This is a genomic window from Halomonas sp. PA16-9 (genome assembly GCF_009728585.1).
Lineage (GTDB): Bacteria > Pseudomonadota > Gammaproteobacteria > Pseudomonadales > Halomonadaceae > Vreelandella > Vreelandella titanicae.
In genome coordinates this window covers 936,144-950,823 of sequence record NZ_CP040452.1, presented here as the reverse complement: position 1 = coordinate 950,823, position 14,680 = coordinate 936,144, and the positions used below count along the sequence as shown (strand labels likewise).

Genomic DNA, 14,680 nt, shown 5'->3' with positions numbered 1-14,680 from the left:
TCTCCTAAGCCGTGGCCATTGCCGCCGTAGCGGGTCGATGGTAGATCAAATGGCGGCCGGGCCGTGCAAAGCCTGCCAACAGCAGCCCCGACGCCTGGGCCTGCTCCACAGCCAGGGCGGTGGCCGCCGAGACAGCCACCAGTGCGCCAATGCCGGCACTGGCGCACTTGTGAACCATCTCGTAGCTGGCGCGACTGGTGACGAGCGCGAACCCCTCACCTAGCGGGCTGGCCTCGTGGGCGAGCGCACCGATCAGTTTGTCCAGGGCGTTGTGCCGACCGACATCCTCGCGCAGTTGTCTAATGTTCCCCCAAACATCGCACCAGGCGGCACCGTGGCTGGCGCCAGTGGCCGCCTGCAGCGGTTGGTGGGCGGACAGCTCCCGCAGGGAACGCTGGATGGCGGCATCACTCAACGGCGGCGCCATGACATGGGGAATCGGCCGTATGGCCTGCTCCAGGGCTTCGGTGCCGCATAGCCCGCAGCCAGTGCGTCCTGTCAGGCTTCGCCGCCGCTGTTTGAGCTCGGCCATTCGCTGGCTGGCAATAGTGAGATGAATGGTGAGGCCTTGAGGCTGTTCGTGGATGTCTAGATCGTAGCACTCGTCAACGTTTGCCAGGATACCTTCGGAAAGGCTGAAGCCCAGGGCAAACTCCTCAAGATTCGTCGGGCTGGCCATCATCACTGCGTGGGAGATGCCGTTGTAGACCAGTGCCACTGGCCTTTCCAATGCCAGTAGATCCTCCTGGGCATCGGCGTACCAGCCGTTGGTACCCCGGTGCACTTCCACCCGCTGGCGCATCAGGGCTGCTTGCGGCGCTGGCGCCGTGCCGTTCATAGGTGAACTCATGGAACCTCCTGCTGGGCCTTGGCTAGGTAATTACGCTGGGCCAGGTCAAAGGCGCTAAAGCGTTGCTGCCAGGCCGAAGGTTGGCTGACCTTCTCTACCTGCACTGCCGTGACCTTGTATTCCGGGCAGTTGGTGGCCCAGTCCGAGTTGTCCGTGGTGATGACGTTGGCGCCACTGCCGGGGTGGTGGAAAGTGGTGTAAACCACGCCTGGCTGCATACGTTCGCTGAGCCGGGCACGCAGCACCGTCTGGCCGGCACGGCTGGTGATGCCCAGCCAGTCGCCGTCGCGGATGCCGCGTAGCTCGGCGTCAGAAGGGTGCAGCTCCAACACGTCCTCGTCGTGCCAGCGCTGGTTATCGGTGCGCCGGGTCTGGGCGCCCACGTTGTACTGGCTAAGGATCCGGCCGGTGGTGAGCAGTAGCGGGAAGCGGCGGTTGGCCCGCTCCTCGGTGGCCACGTACTCGGTAATCGCAAAGCGGCCCAGCCCGATGGGGAACTCAACCTCGTGCATGGTCGGCATGCCCAGCGGGTACTCGGCGTTGCAGGGCCACTGCAGGCTGCCGTGTTCCTCCAGCTTGGCGTAGCTGACGCCCGCGAAGCTTGGCGTCAACTGAGCGATCTCGTCCATGATTTCGGAAGGGTGGGTATAGTGCATCGGGTAGCCCAGCGCATTGGCCAGATCCTGGGTGACTTGCCAGTCTTCCTTGCCTGCCAGCGCCGGCATCACCTTGCGCACCCGGTTGATGCGCCGCTCGGCGTTGGTGAAGGTGCCATTCTTCTCCAGAAAGCTTGAACCCGGCAGCAGTACGTGGGCGAACTTGGCCGTTTCATTGAGGAAGATATCCTGCACGATCAGGCAGTCCAGCGACGTGAGCGCCGCCTCGACGTGCTGAGTGTTGGGATCGGACTGGGCAATATCCTCGCCCTGAACATAAAGCGCCTTAAAGGTGCCTTCGATGGCAGCATCGAACATGTTGGGAATGCGCAGCCCCGGCTCGTCGTCCAGTTTCACGCCCCACACGGCCTCAAAGCGGCCGCGGGCGATAGGGTCGGCCACGTGCTGGTAGCCAGGCAGCTCATGGGGGAAGGAGCCCATGTCACACGAACCTTGGACGTTGTTCTGGCCACGCAGCGGGTTGACGCCCACGCCTTCACGGCCAATGTTGCCGGTGGCTAAGGCCAGATTGGCAATGCCCATCACCATGGTCGAACCCTGGCTGTGTTCGGTGACGCCCAGTCCGTAGTAGATGGCGCCGTTGCCTGCCATGGCGTAGGTGCGCGCGGCTTGGCGCACGGCCTCGGCGGGTACGCCGGTAATCGCTTCGGTGGCCTCCGGGGAGTGGCGCGGTTCAGCAATAAACTCACGCCAGCTGTTATAGGCATCGGTGTCGCAGCGCTTGGCCACGAACGCCTTGTCCTCAAGGCTTTCGGTGACCACTACATGCCCCAGCGCGTTTATCAGCGCCACGTTGGTGCCCGGGCGCAGCGGCAGATGTTGGGCCTCGCTCATGTGCGGGGTCTTTAAAAGGTCGATACGGCGAGGGTCGGCGACGATCAGCTTCGCCCCCTGGCGCAGGCGTTTGCGCATCAGCGAGCCAAACACCGGGTGGGCATCGGTGGGGTTGGCGCCGATCACGATAATGGCGTCGGCCTTCATCACCGAATCAAAGGTCTGGGTACCAGCGGATTCGCCCAGCGTGGTCTTCAGGCCGTAGCCGGTGGGCGAGTGGCAGACCCGTGCGCAGGTATCGGTATTGTTGTTGCCGAATGCAGCGCGAATCAGCTTCTGCACCAGATAGGTCTCTTCGTTGGTACAGCGCGACGAGGTGATGCCGCCGATGCTCTCGCGGCCGTGCTCAGCTTGAATCGCCTTGAGACGGGCTGCGGCAAAGCCGATAGCCTCTTCCCAGCTTACTTCGCGCCATGGCTGGTCGATGCTGTCGCGGATCATCGGTGTGGTCAGGCGATCCGGGTGTGTAGCGTAGCCGAAAGCAAAGCGCCCCTTCACGCAGGAGTGGCCGTGGTTAGCGTCGCCGCCCTTGTAGGGCACCATGCGAACCAACTGATCGCCCTTCATCTGGGCTTCGAACGAGCAGCCCACCCCGCAGTAGGCACAGGTAGTCACCACGCTTCTATCCGGCACGCCGTGATCAATCACGCTTTTTTCCATCAGTGTGGCCGTGGGGCAGGCCTGCACGCAGGCCCCGCAGGAGACACAGTCCGAGTCCATGAAGGCTTTGTCTTGCCCGGCGGCCACCTTGGAGTCGAATCCGCGGCCGTCGATGGTCAGCGCGAAGGTGCCCTGGACTTCGTCGCAGGCGCGCACGCAGCGTGAACAAAGGATGCACTTGCTGGGATCGAAGGTGAAGTAGGGGTTGGAGTCGTCCTTGACGGATTTCAGGTGGTTCTCGCCCTCAAAACCGTAGCGTACTTCGCGCAGGCCCACGCTACCGGCCATATCCTGCAGCTCGCAGTCACCATTGGCGGGGCAGGTCAGGCAGTCCAGCGGGTGGTCGGAGATGTACAGTTCCATCACGTTGCGACGCAGCTTGGCGAGCCGCTCGTTCTGGGTGGTCACCTTCATGCCCTGCGCCACCGGCGTGGTGCAAGAGGCGGGAAAGCCCCGACGCCCCTCTACCTGCACGGCGCACAGCCGACAGGAGCCAAAGGCTTCCAGGCTGTCGGTGGCGCACAGTTTGGGAATGTTGATATCCGCCAGAGCCGCCGCGCGCAGTACCGAGGTGCCTTCCGGCACATTGATTGTCACGCCGTCGATATCAAGGCTCACCGAGGCAGTGCCGACGGCCTGAGCAGGGAAGGGCGTGCCGAGGTCTTTGCTATGCCCGGCGTTGCTGGCATGCTGACTGGGGTCGAAGTGCTGAATCATGATCTGTCTCCGTTCGCCGCCCGCTGGAAATCCTCAGAAAAGTGTTTCAGCGCGCTCTGCACCGGGAAGGGGGTCATGCCGCCCATGGCGCAGAGCGAGCCGTCTACCATCGTTTCGCAAAGATCACTCAGCAGGGCGAGGTTGGCCTCGCGATTGTCGTTGGCGCGAATGCGATCGATCACCTCCACGCCACGGGTCGAGCCGATACGACAGGGCGTACACTTGCCGCAAGACTCCTCCTTGCAGAACTCCATGGAGAAACGCGCCTGCTCGGCCATATCGACGCTGTCATCGAACATCACCACGCCGCCGTGACCGACGCCTGCACCGACCTCGGCGAATGTTTCGTAATCCAGCGGCATATCCCACTGGCTTTCGGGCAGGTAGGCACACAGCGGGCCACCGACCTGCACGGCGCGCAGCGGTCGGCCGCTTGCCGTGCCGCCGCCGAACGCTTCCATCAGGGTGCGCAGGGTGGTACCAAACGCCAGCTCCACCAAGCCGCCGCGCTGAACGTTGCCCGCCAACTGAAGCGCCAGGGTGCCCCGGGAGCGGCCCATGCCATGGGACGCGTAGGCCTCGGCACCTTCGGCGAGGATAAACGGCACGGCGGCCAGCGAGAGTACGTTATTGACCACGGTAGGGCGGCCGAACAGGCCCTCGATGGCGGGCAGCGGCGGCTTGAAGCGCACCAGCCCGCGCTTGCCCTCCAGGCTTTCCAGAAGAGATGTCTCTTCGCCGCAAATGTACGCCCCGGCGCCCAGACGTACTTCCAGATGGAAGGTGCGGCCGCTGTCGCGGAGGTCGTTGCCGAGATACCCGGCGGTCTCGGCGCGGCGGATGGCCTCGTCGAGGATCTCTTTCGCCAGCGGATACTCCGAGCGCAGGTAGATATAGCCTTGGGTGGCGCCCACCGCGAGGCCGGCAATCGCCATGCCCTCGATCAGCATGTAGGGGTCGCACTCCATCACCAGCCGGTCGGCGAAAGTGCCGGAGTCGCCTTCATCGGCATTGCAGACGATGTACTTCTGCCCTGCTGGCGTATCGAGCACCGTCTGCCACTTGATGCCGGTGGGGAATGCCGCCCCGCCGCGTCCGCGAAGCCCCGAGGCTTTGACTTCCTCGACGATATCCTGGGGCTCGCGTTGAAGCGCAGCCTCCAAGCCGCAAAAACCGCTATGGGCGCGATAATCCTCAATCGATAACGGGTCAGTAATACCGATGCGCGCGAAAGTCAGCCGCTGCTGGCGGGCGAGGTAGTCGATTTCTTCCGTGGGGCCCTGCGCCAGTGGGTGGCTGACGCTGCCTTCCAGCAGGCCGCTATCGAGCAGCGCGGTGACATCGCCGGGGGCTACCGGGCCGTAGGCGAACCGGCCGATGGGGGTGTCGACTTCCACCAGTGGCTCAAGCCAGCTCAGCCCGCGGGAGCCATTGCGCACCAGCGTGATGGGTTGGCCGCGTGCGGATGCCTCTCTCTCCAGTCGGCTGGCGATCGTATCGGCGCCCAGCGAAAGCGCGGTGGTATCGCGGGGTACATAAACGCGGATGCTCATCCCATCACCTCCAGTGGCCGGGTTTGTAGCTCATCTATCAATTCATCGAAGGCTTCCGGCGTGACGCGGCCGCGTACGCTGTCGTCCACGCGGATCGACGGGCCGCAGGCGCAGTTGCCCAGGCAGTACACGGCCTCGAGAGTAATTTCGCGATCCGCCGAGGTCTGGTGGTAATCGACCCCCAAACGCGCTTTGGCGTGGGCCTCGAGCTGGCGCGCCCCTACCGACTGACAGGCCTCGGCGCGGCAGATCTGCACAACGTGGCGCCCCGGCGGCGTGGTGCGAAAGTGGTGGTAGAAGCTGATGACGCCGTGCACTTCGGCACGTGTCTGGTGCAGGGCATCGGCGATGATCGGCACCGCTGCCTCAGGAATAAAGCCGATGCGATCCTGAAGGGCGTGGAGGATCGGCAGTAGGGCGCCGGGCTTGTGCTTCAGGGCGTCGACCTCGGCCTGAATAGCCTGTGGCGCCCACTCCTGGGAATGGTTCATGGTGCCTTCCTCACTACTGTTTATTATGTTTTAAATATGCACTTTTTTTCATATTTAAAAAGGCGTGCATCACGGTTGATCTAACGCTAGCATCAAGTTAATGACTGCAAAATATGAAATTGTTTGCCTATGAAACGGATCAAGGTAACGCCCACCTGGTGCTTTAGCGATGAAGATGGGCACCGTCTCGATACCAACCTTCTGCGCCTGCTGGGGGCGGTGCATCGTCATGGCAAGTTGACCCATGCTGCCGAAGAGGCGGGTATTTCCTATCGCCATGCGTGGAATTTACTGCGCCAGGGCGGGGATTTTTTTGGTGTCACCTTGGTAGAAATGGCGCGTGGGCGAGGGGCGCGGTTATCGCCGCTGGGTGAAAAGCTGCTATGGGCCGAACAACGCGCCACCGCTCGGTTAAGCCCGCAGCTTGATAGCCTGAGCTCAGAGCTTAACCTTGCCATCCAGCAGCACCAGGAAGGCGTGCACCCCGTACTGCGTCTCCACGCCAGCCACGGTTTTGCGATAGAGCTGCTGCCGCAGCATTTGGGGGATCTGCAGCTTGACCTGCAGTACTGCAGCCCTCTGGAAGCGTTGGCGGCGCTTAACCGCAATAGCTGCGATCTGGCGGGTTGCCATCTCCCCAGAGGCGCGGTGGGCGAGAGCATGCGGCGCAAATACCGCCGACTGCTCAAGCCTCGCTATCATCGGCTGGTAGGTTTTATCGCCCGCCAACAGGGGCTAATGGTGGCGCCGGGTAACCCGTTGGGGATTGATGGCTTTGCAGCGCTGGCCGACAGGTCGGCCACGTTTATAAACCGGCAGGCGTCGTCGGGAACCCGGAAGCTGTTGGATGGCCTGCTGACCGAGGCGGGTATTGCTGCATCCAAAGTGAACGGTTATGAGATTGAGGAGTACACCCACTCGGCGGTAGCGGCCTATGTGGCGGCGGGAATGGCGGATGCAGGCTTTGGTGTCGAGGCCGCCGCGCAGCGGTTTGGACTTGATTTTGTGCCGCTGGCCACCGAAGACTACTTGCTGGCCTGCCACAAACGCTCCCTGAAAGAGCCTAAATTTGACGATTTTTTGCAAGCGTTGCGCAGCGCTTCCTTCCAGGAGGCGGTGCAGCGCCTACCAGGTTATAGCCCGAGCCAGTGTGGCTGCGTGATTGAGATCGCCAGCTTTTTATAAGGTCGTGCTGATTGGAAGAGTGCTAGAGGTAGCTACGTGGGTGTAAGTATCATGAGTATCGCATTTAAACTATAGGCTCTCTCTTTAGCTAGAGAGGGCCTATAGTTCAGCAATATCATTTAGTGGATTGCGGTTATTCTAAAAGGTAGTGACCCACAAAATGATGTTGGGAAATAGCGTAAATACTCCTATGGCGCCAAGTAAAATAAGCCAGTAAGGCAAGGAGGCCTTTGCAGCAGATGTTAAATTAACTTCATTTTTAGAAATGGATGATAGGACAAAGAGATTGAGTCCTACGGGCGGCGTTATCATACCGATCTCTATAAGTAGCGTGACAATAATACCGAACCAGATGGGGTCGAACCCTAAGCTTGTGATCATCGGGAAGGTGATGGGGAGAGTCATGAGAAGCAGTGATATGCCATCAAAGAAACAACCTAGCACGATATAGACGATGACGATCATCAGCAGTATGCCATATGGACCTAGCCCAAAGTTGCCAATCGTTTCGACTGCAGTACGAGGAATGCCTAGTAGGCTGACGGCTTGAGAAAGGATCACTGTACCAATCAAAATCATACCGATCGCGGTAAACATGATCGAGGCGTGCTTAAACGCCTGCCATAGTCTTTTGAAGGTTAAATCACCCCATGTTAAACCTAAAACGATACTGGCCACTACGCCCAAAGCCGCCGACTCCGTAGGCGTCGCGATCCCCAGGTAAATAGTTCCCAGCACGAAGAAAATAAGTACGGGAAGAGGCCATATCTCCTTGAGTCCAGTTATTACGTGCTTGAAGGTCACTTTCTCTTTAAACGTAGGGGTTATTGGCTCGCCAATTTTAGAGCGGATCATGATCCATGTGGAAAAGGCGGCAGCAAGGAGCAAGCCTGGCAGCATACCAGCGATAAAGAGTTGGCCGATAGAGACGTTTTGAGTCGCTCCGTAGATGATCAATGCCAGGCTGGGAGGAATGAGAAGCCCAAGGGTGCCCCCTGCAGCTAACGTACCCACCACTACACTTGGCTTATACCCACGTTTTGTCAGTTCAGGATAGCCAACTGCGCCTATGGCGGCTGCGGTAGAGGTGCTTGACCCGCTAACCGCACCAAACAGCGTGCAGACGGCAATGTTGGTATGGAGTAATTGCCCTGGAACACGCGCGAACAGAGGGGTTAGGCCGTTATAAACGCGTTTTGACACGCCGCTTGCGAGAAGTATTTCACCTAAAAATATGAATAGAGGAACTGCGCTTAGCGTAAAATCCGTTAGCATGTTCCAAGTTGCGTTAATCGCCAAGGGGGTGGCGCCGTTAGCTTGAAAGTGAAGCAGGAGTAGACCCGTAAGCCCCAGCGCCGCCCCTAGGATTGCGCCACTGGTTAAAAATAGAACTAGCGCCCCGCTCAAGAGTAACCAGCTCATATCGCATCCTCCGCTGAGGCAGTGTCTGTCGTGGGCTGTTTAAAACCATGGCTGAGCTGAATCAAGATGCACAGCATCATGGAGAAAGGCATGATGGCCATCCACGGCCATAAGAGAATGCTACTGATATCCGTACGCGAATTGAGCGAGAACGAGAAGTTCATGAAATTCCAGGACTCAAAGGCGAAGATGGCGCAGAACGTGAGTAATACGACGACGCCAATAAAGTCCATTATCCTCGCGATCCCTGCTGGCATCAGGTTGACGAGTATCTCTATGCGTATGTGGCGGCCCTTATTGAGCACATAAGGTAGACAAAGGAAGGTCAATGTTAAGAACAGCAGCCCCGCCAGCTCATCGGAAAAACGCAAAGGATGACCACCCAGATAGCGCATCAAGGTGCTGACGAATATCAGTGCCGTCATTGCGATACCGCTCATAACGCCCAATAGAAAGAAGGCATAGGCGGTATGGTTCAGTACAGTGTTGATTTTTCTCATCATCACGACTAGCTCCAAAAAGAAAGAGCCAATAGGTATTGGCTCTCGATTGGTTTATGTACCCATTACTCTTCGGAGATCGCTTGAGTGACTGTCTCGTAGTAGCGTGTGCCGTCCTCGCCTGCGTTTTCCGCCATGGCTTGCCACGCCTGCCAAGCGGCGTCTACAAAGGTTTCAACGTCATCATCTGAGAAGTCGGGAAGCATGGTGATTCCCAATTCTTTACGCTCTTGACGCGCCTGCGCTTCACGTTCTGGATCAACCGCAGTGGCGCGGGTCTCGTTCCAAATCTCTTCACCGGCTTCTTCCAGAGCCTGACGTTGGTTGTCGTTGAGGCGGGATAGTGCTTGTTCACTGATACCAAAGAGCCATGGGGAGGCAGCCCAAGGGTGTAAATAAGACTCGTACTCGGTGACTTCTTGAAGCGAAACGGTGGGGGCCACGGTAGATAAGTAATAGGCACAATCTACAACGCCTGTTTGAAGTGCCATATACATATCGTTTTGCGGAATGACTTGAGCTGAAATGCCCAATAATTCAAAAGTATCCACAAGGTGTCTGGACCAGACGCGGACTTTCTTATCCTGTAGATCTGCCAAGGAGTGTACCGGCTCTTTGCAGTGCAAACCTACATCGAAAATAGGAGCAACGACGCCACCAACGATTTGAATATCCCAATCTGAGAAGCCGTCTTCATAGAGTTCCCTGATTACATCAAGAATTTCGTCATGTTGGGAAGATTCCGTAATGGCGCCCTGAGCATATACAGATGCCAAGGCAGGCGCATCACGTGTGTAATATTCACCATACAGTAGTGCCATATCGACCATGCCCTGCTGCAATACTCTCAGCATGTCGGCTTCTTTAAGACCTAAGGCGCCTGCATGGTAGACTTCGATGTCAAGCTCGCCATCTGACTTTTCACTCACTAAGCTAGCGAATCTGTTGATCTGCTCTGCTTCAGGGCGAGATTGTGAAAGCCCGCTATGGAATTTCAACGAGATGTTCTCTGCCTGGACACTCCCGATGGTTGTTAAGGACAAAAGAGTTGCAGCGCCCAGAGTAACTTTTTTGCTTTTAGGATTATTCATAAGTTTATTTCTCAGAGGACAGGGGGATGGATTTTCATCTTGAATCAGTTACGACTTTCGAAAAGGTATTTTTTGCGACACTAAGGGCCTAAATAGCGACATTTGATGAACTTTTAAAAAGTACGTGGCGATGGGTATGTTTTTGTTATCTGACGAAGTAAGGCGAGAGGAAGGTTCGCGCCGCGGGACGCTAGAGGCTAAGGTTGTGTTAGTAGTAGGCTCATGAGTGAAAATGACAAAGCCATCTCTACCCAGTGCGATATCGAAAAGTTCAGTGAAAGACGACTGATGTAATACTCGATTGGCTGGTACGGCTGAAATTCGTACTTTTACTATAAGGTTTTTAAATAATATAACTATTTTTACTTTTTAACCAGTCACGTAGGGGTCGTGTAAATTGTTCAACTTGATACAAGGTTGGGCAGGTTTTACATGATTGGGTTTGAGATCTTGTGGTGTTGGTGAATTCTAATTATCCTGATTTTATTGGCTTATTTTTCCATGGCGTGATTTTTGCTTAAAATAACTATGACTAAAAAAATTGAGGTTCATCATGAAGGATAAATTCTCAAGCATATTGAAAAATAAAAACATGGCTTACATTTCTTCGACTGACTCTTTAGGGAAGCCTAAGATAACAAAAAAAGTAGCTTTTATACTGCTAGAGAACTTTTCAATGATGGCTTTCACTGGCGCTGTGGATGCACTCGTTACAACGAATTTAATGCAATCTACTACGATGTATGAGGTCTTGGTGGTGGGTAGCGAGGCGCCTGCAACGGTTTCTGACTTAGGTATTGAGGTGGCCGCGGATTATTCGTTAGACCAGTTCGATGCTACAAGCCTCAATATTGATGTGCTGATTGTATGCGGTGGCCTGCGTGTACTTCCTAAAAAACCCTCCTACTGCGCAGCAAACTGAGGCATGCCGACAGCAAAGACATGATGTTAGGAGGGTTATGGAACGGCGCCTACTTCCTTGCAGAGGCAGGATTATTGAACGGCTACCAGTGTGCTTATCATCCTGATGGCCGCGCGATGATGGCAGAGCAGTTCTGGGATGTATCGGTATCTAGCCGTAGCTTTATTGTGGATCGTAATCGTATCAGCTGTGCCGGGGCGAGTAGCTCATTGAGCATGATGCTTGAAGTAGTCAGAACTGATTGTGGCAATGAGGTGGTCAGTGCAGTTGAAGAGATGCTTAGCTGTGATAAGGGCTTAGACTCCCCAGATATTTCAACGATAGGTGTCGATCAAAACCTCACTCTGCCAGAAAAATTGAAAATATCGCTGCAATTGATGAAAAATAATATTGAAGAGCCTTTATCTATATCCGAAATAGCTAATTGGGTCAATATTTCGAGACGCCAATTAGAACGTATGTTTGGTAATTACGTTAATGCTAGCCCTTCTCGATACTATATGGAACTTCGTCTAACGCGTGCGCGTCAGCTTCTTCAGCAAACTAACAAGCCCGTCGCCGAAGTGGCAGTTGCCACCGGTTTTGTGAGTATCTCTCATTTTCGCAGCTGTTTTTTCCAGCTCTTTGAAGTAACACCGGGACAGTTTCGAAAGTTGTGCCAAGCTGGCGAACATTCAATGTGAACTTCTTGTTTGAGTTCAAGATGAATGCACTGAGGCTAGATAAGCGTCACCTTAAAAAGAGAGCCAATAAGGCTCTCTTTAAAAAGTGCAAACGCTGACTTAACCACCCGACCAACCCAACATAATCGGCACGTAAACCACTAACAGCAGCACCCCGATCAGCCCCAGCAGGTAAGGGATGATCGCACGGGTAATGCGCTCCAGCGGTAGCTGGGTGATCGATGAGGCCACATAGAGGTTGATCGCCACCGGCGGGGTAATCATGCCGATGGAGAGCCCCACCACGATAATCAAACCAAAGTGGATCGGATCAATCCCCAACTGCAGCACCAGCGGTAGCAGCACCGGGGTGAGGATAATCAGTGCACTGGCGGTTTCGATAAACACCCCAGTGAGCAGAATGATCCCCACGATCAGCAGCATAATCACGTAAGGGTTGGTAGACAGCGACAACACGGCCTGGGCAATCCCCCGGCACTTGCCAGCTAGACAGCGTCCAGCTCAGCACCGCCGACATGGCAATCACCAGCATAATCACCGCGGTGGTCATCGCTGAACGGATCAGCAGCTTATAAATCTGGGGCAGGTTAAGGTCACGATACACAAACAGCGATACCAGCATGGCGTAGTTCACTGCCACCACGGCGGCTTCTGAAGGGGTGAAGATGCCCGAGAAGATACCCCCCAGGATAATCACCGGCGTCATCAAGCCCCAGCTGGCGTCTTTAAAGGTCGTCCAGATGGTTGCCAGCGAGAGCGGTGTGCCTTTGGGGTATTGGCGTTTATAGGCTTGAGCAATGGCAATCGCCATTAACCCTAAACCCATCGCCAGACCCGGTAAAAAACCGTTTAGAAACAGCTTAGAGACCGACTGCTGGGCGATCACCGCGTAGATGATCATCGGCACCGAGGGCGGAATCACCACCCCGATGGTGCCGCTGGCGGCGATCAAGCTGGCTGCTGAGGCCGGGTCATAGCCTTTGCGTTTTAGTTCAGGCACCAGACTGGAACCCACCGCTGCGGTGGTCGCGGCGCCAGAACCGGAGATTGCCGCAAAGAACATGCCCGCCATCACCGAGACCACCGAGAGCCCGCCGCGCATAAAACCGACCAGCGAATCGGCAAAGCTGACCAGCTTCTCGCTCACCTTACCCTGGGCCATTAAATCCCCAGCGAGGATAAACATCGGGATCGCGACCAGGGCAAAGGAGTTGATGCCCTGGAACATCTGCTGGGTGACGACCATCAGCGGCACGCCGGATTGATAGAGCGCATAGAGCGTGCTGGCGCCAATCGCAAAGGCAATTGGCACGCCCAGCAGCATAAACAGGAAGAACAGCCCAAACAGCAGCAGCGTCATAGCGACTCCTCCTGGGGCTGGGAGGTTTCACCGTTAATCAGCAGCTCGATGATATCGACCAGTGCATACCACGCCATAATCGCCGCGCAGATTGGCATCACCGCGTAGACATAGGTCATCGAAAGCCGCAGCGAGGCGGATTTCTGAAAGCTCTGTACCTGCATATAGCGGTAGCCGATAACGATCAGCGTGATCATGAACGCCAGCACCACCAGCAGAGCGGCAAGCCGGGCGATTTGGCGCAGGCGGCCGGGCAGGGCATCCACCACAAAGGTCACGGCAATGTGTCGCCCGCGCTGAAACGCCAAGGTGCCAGCTAAGAAGGTGATCCACACCAACAGAAAGCGGGCGACCTCCTCAGTCCAGCCCACCGCGGTGAATAGCACCCGGGAGACGATCTGCAGGGTAATCACCCCAATCAGCGCCGCCATGCCCGCAAAGACCACGGGCTGTAGAATGGCGTCCAGAAAGCGTTCAGTACGCTGTAGCAACATTACCAATGGATGCGTGTGAGTGGGCACTTACTTCACTTCCTCCTGGATGCGTTGCAGATAGTCACCAAACTGATCACCGTACTTCTCATACACCGGGGCAACGGCTTCCTGGAAGGCGGCGATATCGGGCGACTCATTAATTTCCATGCCTGCCTCAGCTAATTCGGCTAATTGCTCGGCTTCCATGATGGCATTTTGTTCTCGGGCATAGCTAGAAGCTTCGCTGGCGGCATCGAGTACGATCTCCTGAACCTCCTCTTGAAGGCCGTTCCAGGCGGGTAAGCTCATAATGAAGATCGCTGGCGCATAGATATGCCGCGTCATGGTGAGGTAGTCCTGGGTTTCCGCCAGATTAAAGGCATGGATGGCGTTAACCGGGTTTTCCTGACCATCAATCGTGCCTTGTTGCAGGGCGGTCAGCGCTTCTGTCCACGCCATGGGCACGGCATTGGCGCCGAGTTCCCGGAACGTATCCACATAAACCTCGTTCTCGATGACGCGCAGTGTTAGGCCTTCGAGATCCTGGGGCGCATTAATCGCGTGCTGACTATTGGTGATATTGCGAAAGCCGCGCTCAGCAAATGCCAACCCTTTAAGGTTCACATCCTCTAATTTGCCCAGTATTTCCTGGCCGATCTCACCATCCAGCACGGAGTAGGCAGATTCAGCGGAAGGGAAGAGGAAAGGCAGCTCAAATACCGAGAATTCATCAACGAAGTTGGCCACGGGCCCGTTGGTGATCACGCCCATATCGACAGTGCCGATCTGCATGCCTTCTAGAATGGTGCGCTCGTCTCCCAGAGAAGCGTTGGGGAAGATCTCGACAGAGACCGCGCCGTCGGTCTGTTCGCTGACTAACTGCTGAAACCGCTCGGCGGCGATATGGTAAGTATCTTCTGTATTTACCACGGTCGCTAAGCGCAGATTGGTAGGCGTTATTTCCTCGGCGTGGGCCATGAGCGGTAAACCAAGCAGGCCAGCGCATAGCAATGTCAAGTTTAACTGTTTGAATTTACTTGTATAACAGGATGCGGCGTGAGCGGTGAAGCGGGCGTTGTGATTCACATTATCTCCTAGTGGTGGCTGTTCTTATTGTCTTATTGGGCTTCATCTATATCACATCGAACTAACAGGGCAAATTACTTATTTTCATTCCACTATTCGCGATAATAATCCAAAAAATCTTTATAGATCTGGGGCTTGAGAGTGGTGATAGTTAGCGCTAGCCTGCAAACATTACG

General features: G+C 56.0%; 10 protein-coding genes and 2 pseudogenes. 2 read left to right on the top strand and 10 right to left on the bottom strand.

All coding sequences use genetic code 11. From position 1 onward, the window contains the following. Window positions 1-4 precede the first annotated feature (4 nt). From fdhD to FDY98_RS20700, 4 genes are read right to left on the bottom strand one after another with little or no spacing between them, the layout of a single operon-like run. A complete protein-coding gene (fdhD, locus tag FDY98_RS20715) occupies window positions 5-850 on the bottom strand; it encodes a formate dehydrogenase accessory sulfurtransferase FdhD (protein WP_027957889.1) in 846 nt (281 codons plus the stop codon). Further along, the gene (fdhF, locus tag FDY98_RS20710) at window positions 847-3,738 is read right to left on the bottom strand and encodes a formate dehydrogenase subunit alpha (RefSeq protein ID WP_027957888.1); all 2,892 of its coding nucleotides are present in this window, start codon (window positions 3,736-3,738) and stop codon (window positions 847-849) included. The genes fdhD and fdhF overlap by 4 nt, the downstream gene beginning before the upstream one ends. Beyond that, a complete protein-coding gene (locus tag FDY98_RS20705) occupies window positions 3,735-5,291 on the bottom strand; it encodes a formate dehydrogenase beta subunit (protein WP_027957887.1) in 1,557 nt (518 codons plus the stop codon). The genes fdhF and FDY98_RS20705 overlap by 4 nt, the downstream gene beginning before the upstream one ends. Then, window positions 5,288-5,782: a formate dehydrogenase subunit gamma gene (locus FDY98_RS20700; RefSeq protein WP_027957886.1), complete on the bottom strand. Its 495-nt coding sequence runs from the start codon at window positions 5,780-5,782 to the stop codon at window positions 5,288-5,290. The genes FDY98_RS20705 and FDY98_RS20700 overlap by 4 nt, the downstream gene beginning before the upstream one ends. Before the next feature lie 129 nt (window positions 5,783-5,911). Here FDY98_RS20700 and FDY98_RS20695 point away from each other — a divergent pair, with 129 nt between their 5' ends. Beyond that, complete coding sequence (locus tag FDY98_RS20695) at window positions 5,912-6,967, top strand: substrate-binding domain-containing protein (protein WP_035539234.1); 1,056 nt, start codon at window positions 5,912-5,914, stop codon at window positions 6,965-6,967. Between the two features lie 138 nt (window positions 6,968-7,105). Here FDY98_RS20695 and FDY98_RS20690 read toward each other — a convergent pair whose 3' ends face one another. The 3 genes from FDY98_RS20690 to dctP form a co-directional block, all read right to left on the bottom strand. After that, a complete protein-coding gene (locus FDY98_RS20690) occupies window positions 7,106-8,389 on the bottom strand; it encodes a TRAP transporter large permease (protein WP_155706154.1) in 1,284 nt (427 codons plus the stop codon). Continuing rightward, window positions 8,386-8,892, bottom strand: a complete 507-nt coding sequence (locus tag FDY98_RS20685) for a TRAP transporter small permease (protein WP_027957883.1) — start codon at window positions 8,890-8,892, stop codon at window positions 8,386-8,388. Before FDY98_RS20685 ends, FDY98_RS20690 begins: the two co-directional genes overlap by 4 nt. Window positions 8,893-8,954: 62 nt before the next feature. After that, window positions 8,955-9,980, bottom strand: coding sequence for a TRAP transporter substrate-binding protein DctP (dctP, locus tag FDY98_RS20680; protein ID WP_027957882.1), 1,026 nt, complete (start codon window positions 9,978-9,980; stop codon window positions 8,955-8,957). Window positions 9,981-10,533: 553 nt separating this feature from the next. Here dctP and FDY98_RS29735 point away from each other — a divergent pair. Beyond that, window positions 10,534-11,585 (top strand): annotated as a pseudogene (locus FDY98_RS29735) (GlxA family transcriptional regulator). A 99-nt stretch (window positions 11,586-11,684) separates the two neighbouring features. On the opposite strand, the pseudogene FDY98_RS20670 reads toward FDY98_RS29735, so the two are convergent. From FDY98_RS20670 to FDY98_RS20660, 3 genes and pseudogenes are all read right to left on the bottom strand, one after another. Further along, a pseudogene (locus FDY98_RS20670) lies at window positions 11,685-12,945 on the bottom strand (TRAP transporter large permease). Beyond that, a complete protein-coding gene (locus FDY98_RS20665) occupies window positions 12,942-13,439 on the bottom strand; it encodes a TRAP transporter small permease (protein WP_035539296.1) in 498 nt (165 codons plus the stop codon). Before FDY98_RS20665 ends, FDY98_RS20670 begins: the two are co-directional and overlap by 4 nt. Window positions 13,440-13,466: 27 nt before the next feature. Further along, complete coding sequence (locus FDY98_RS20660; RefSeq protein WP_027957879.1) at window positions 13,467-14,504, bottom strand: TRAP transporter substrate-binding protein; 1,038 nt, start codon at window positions 14,502-14,504, stop codon at window positions 13,467-13,469. Window positions 14,505-14,680: the final 176 nt, after the last annotated feature.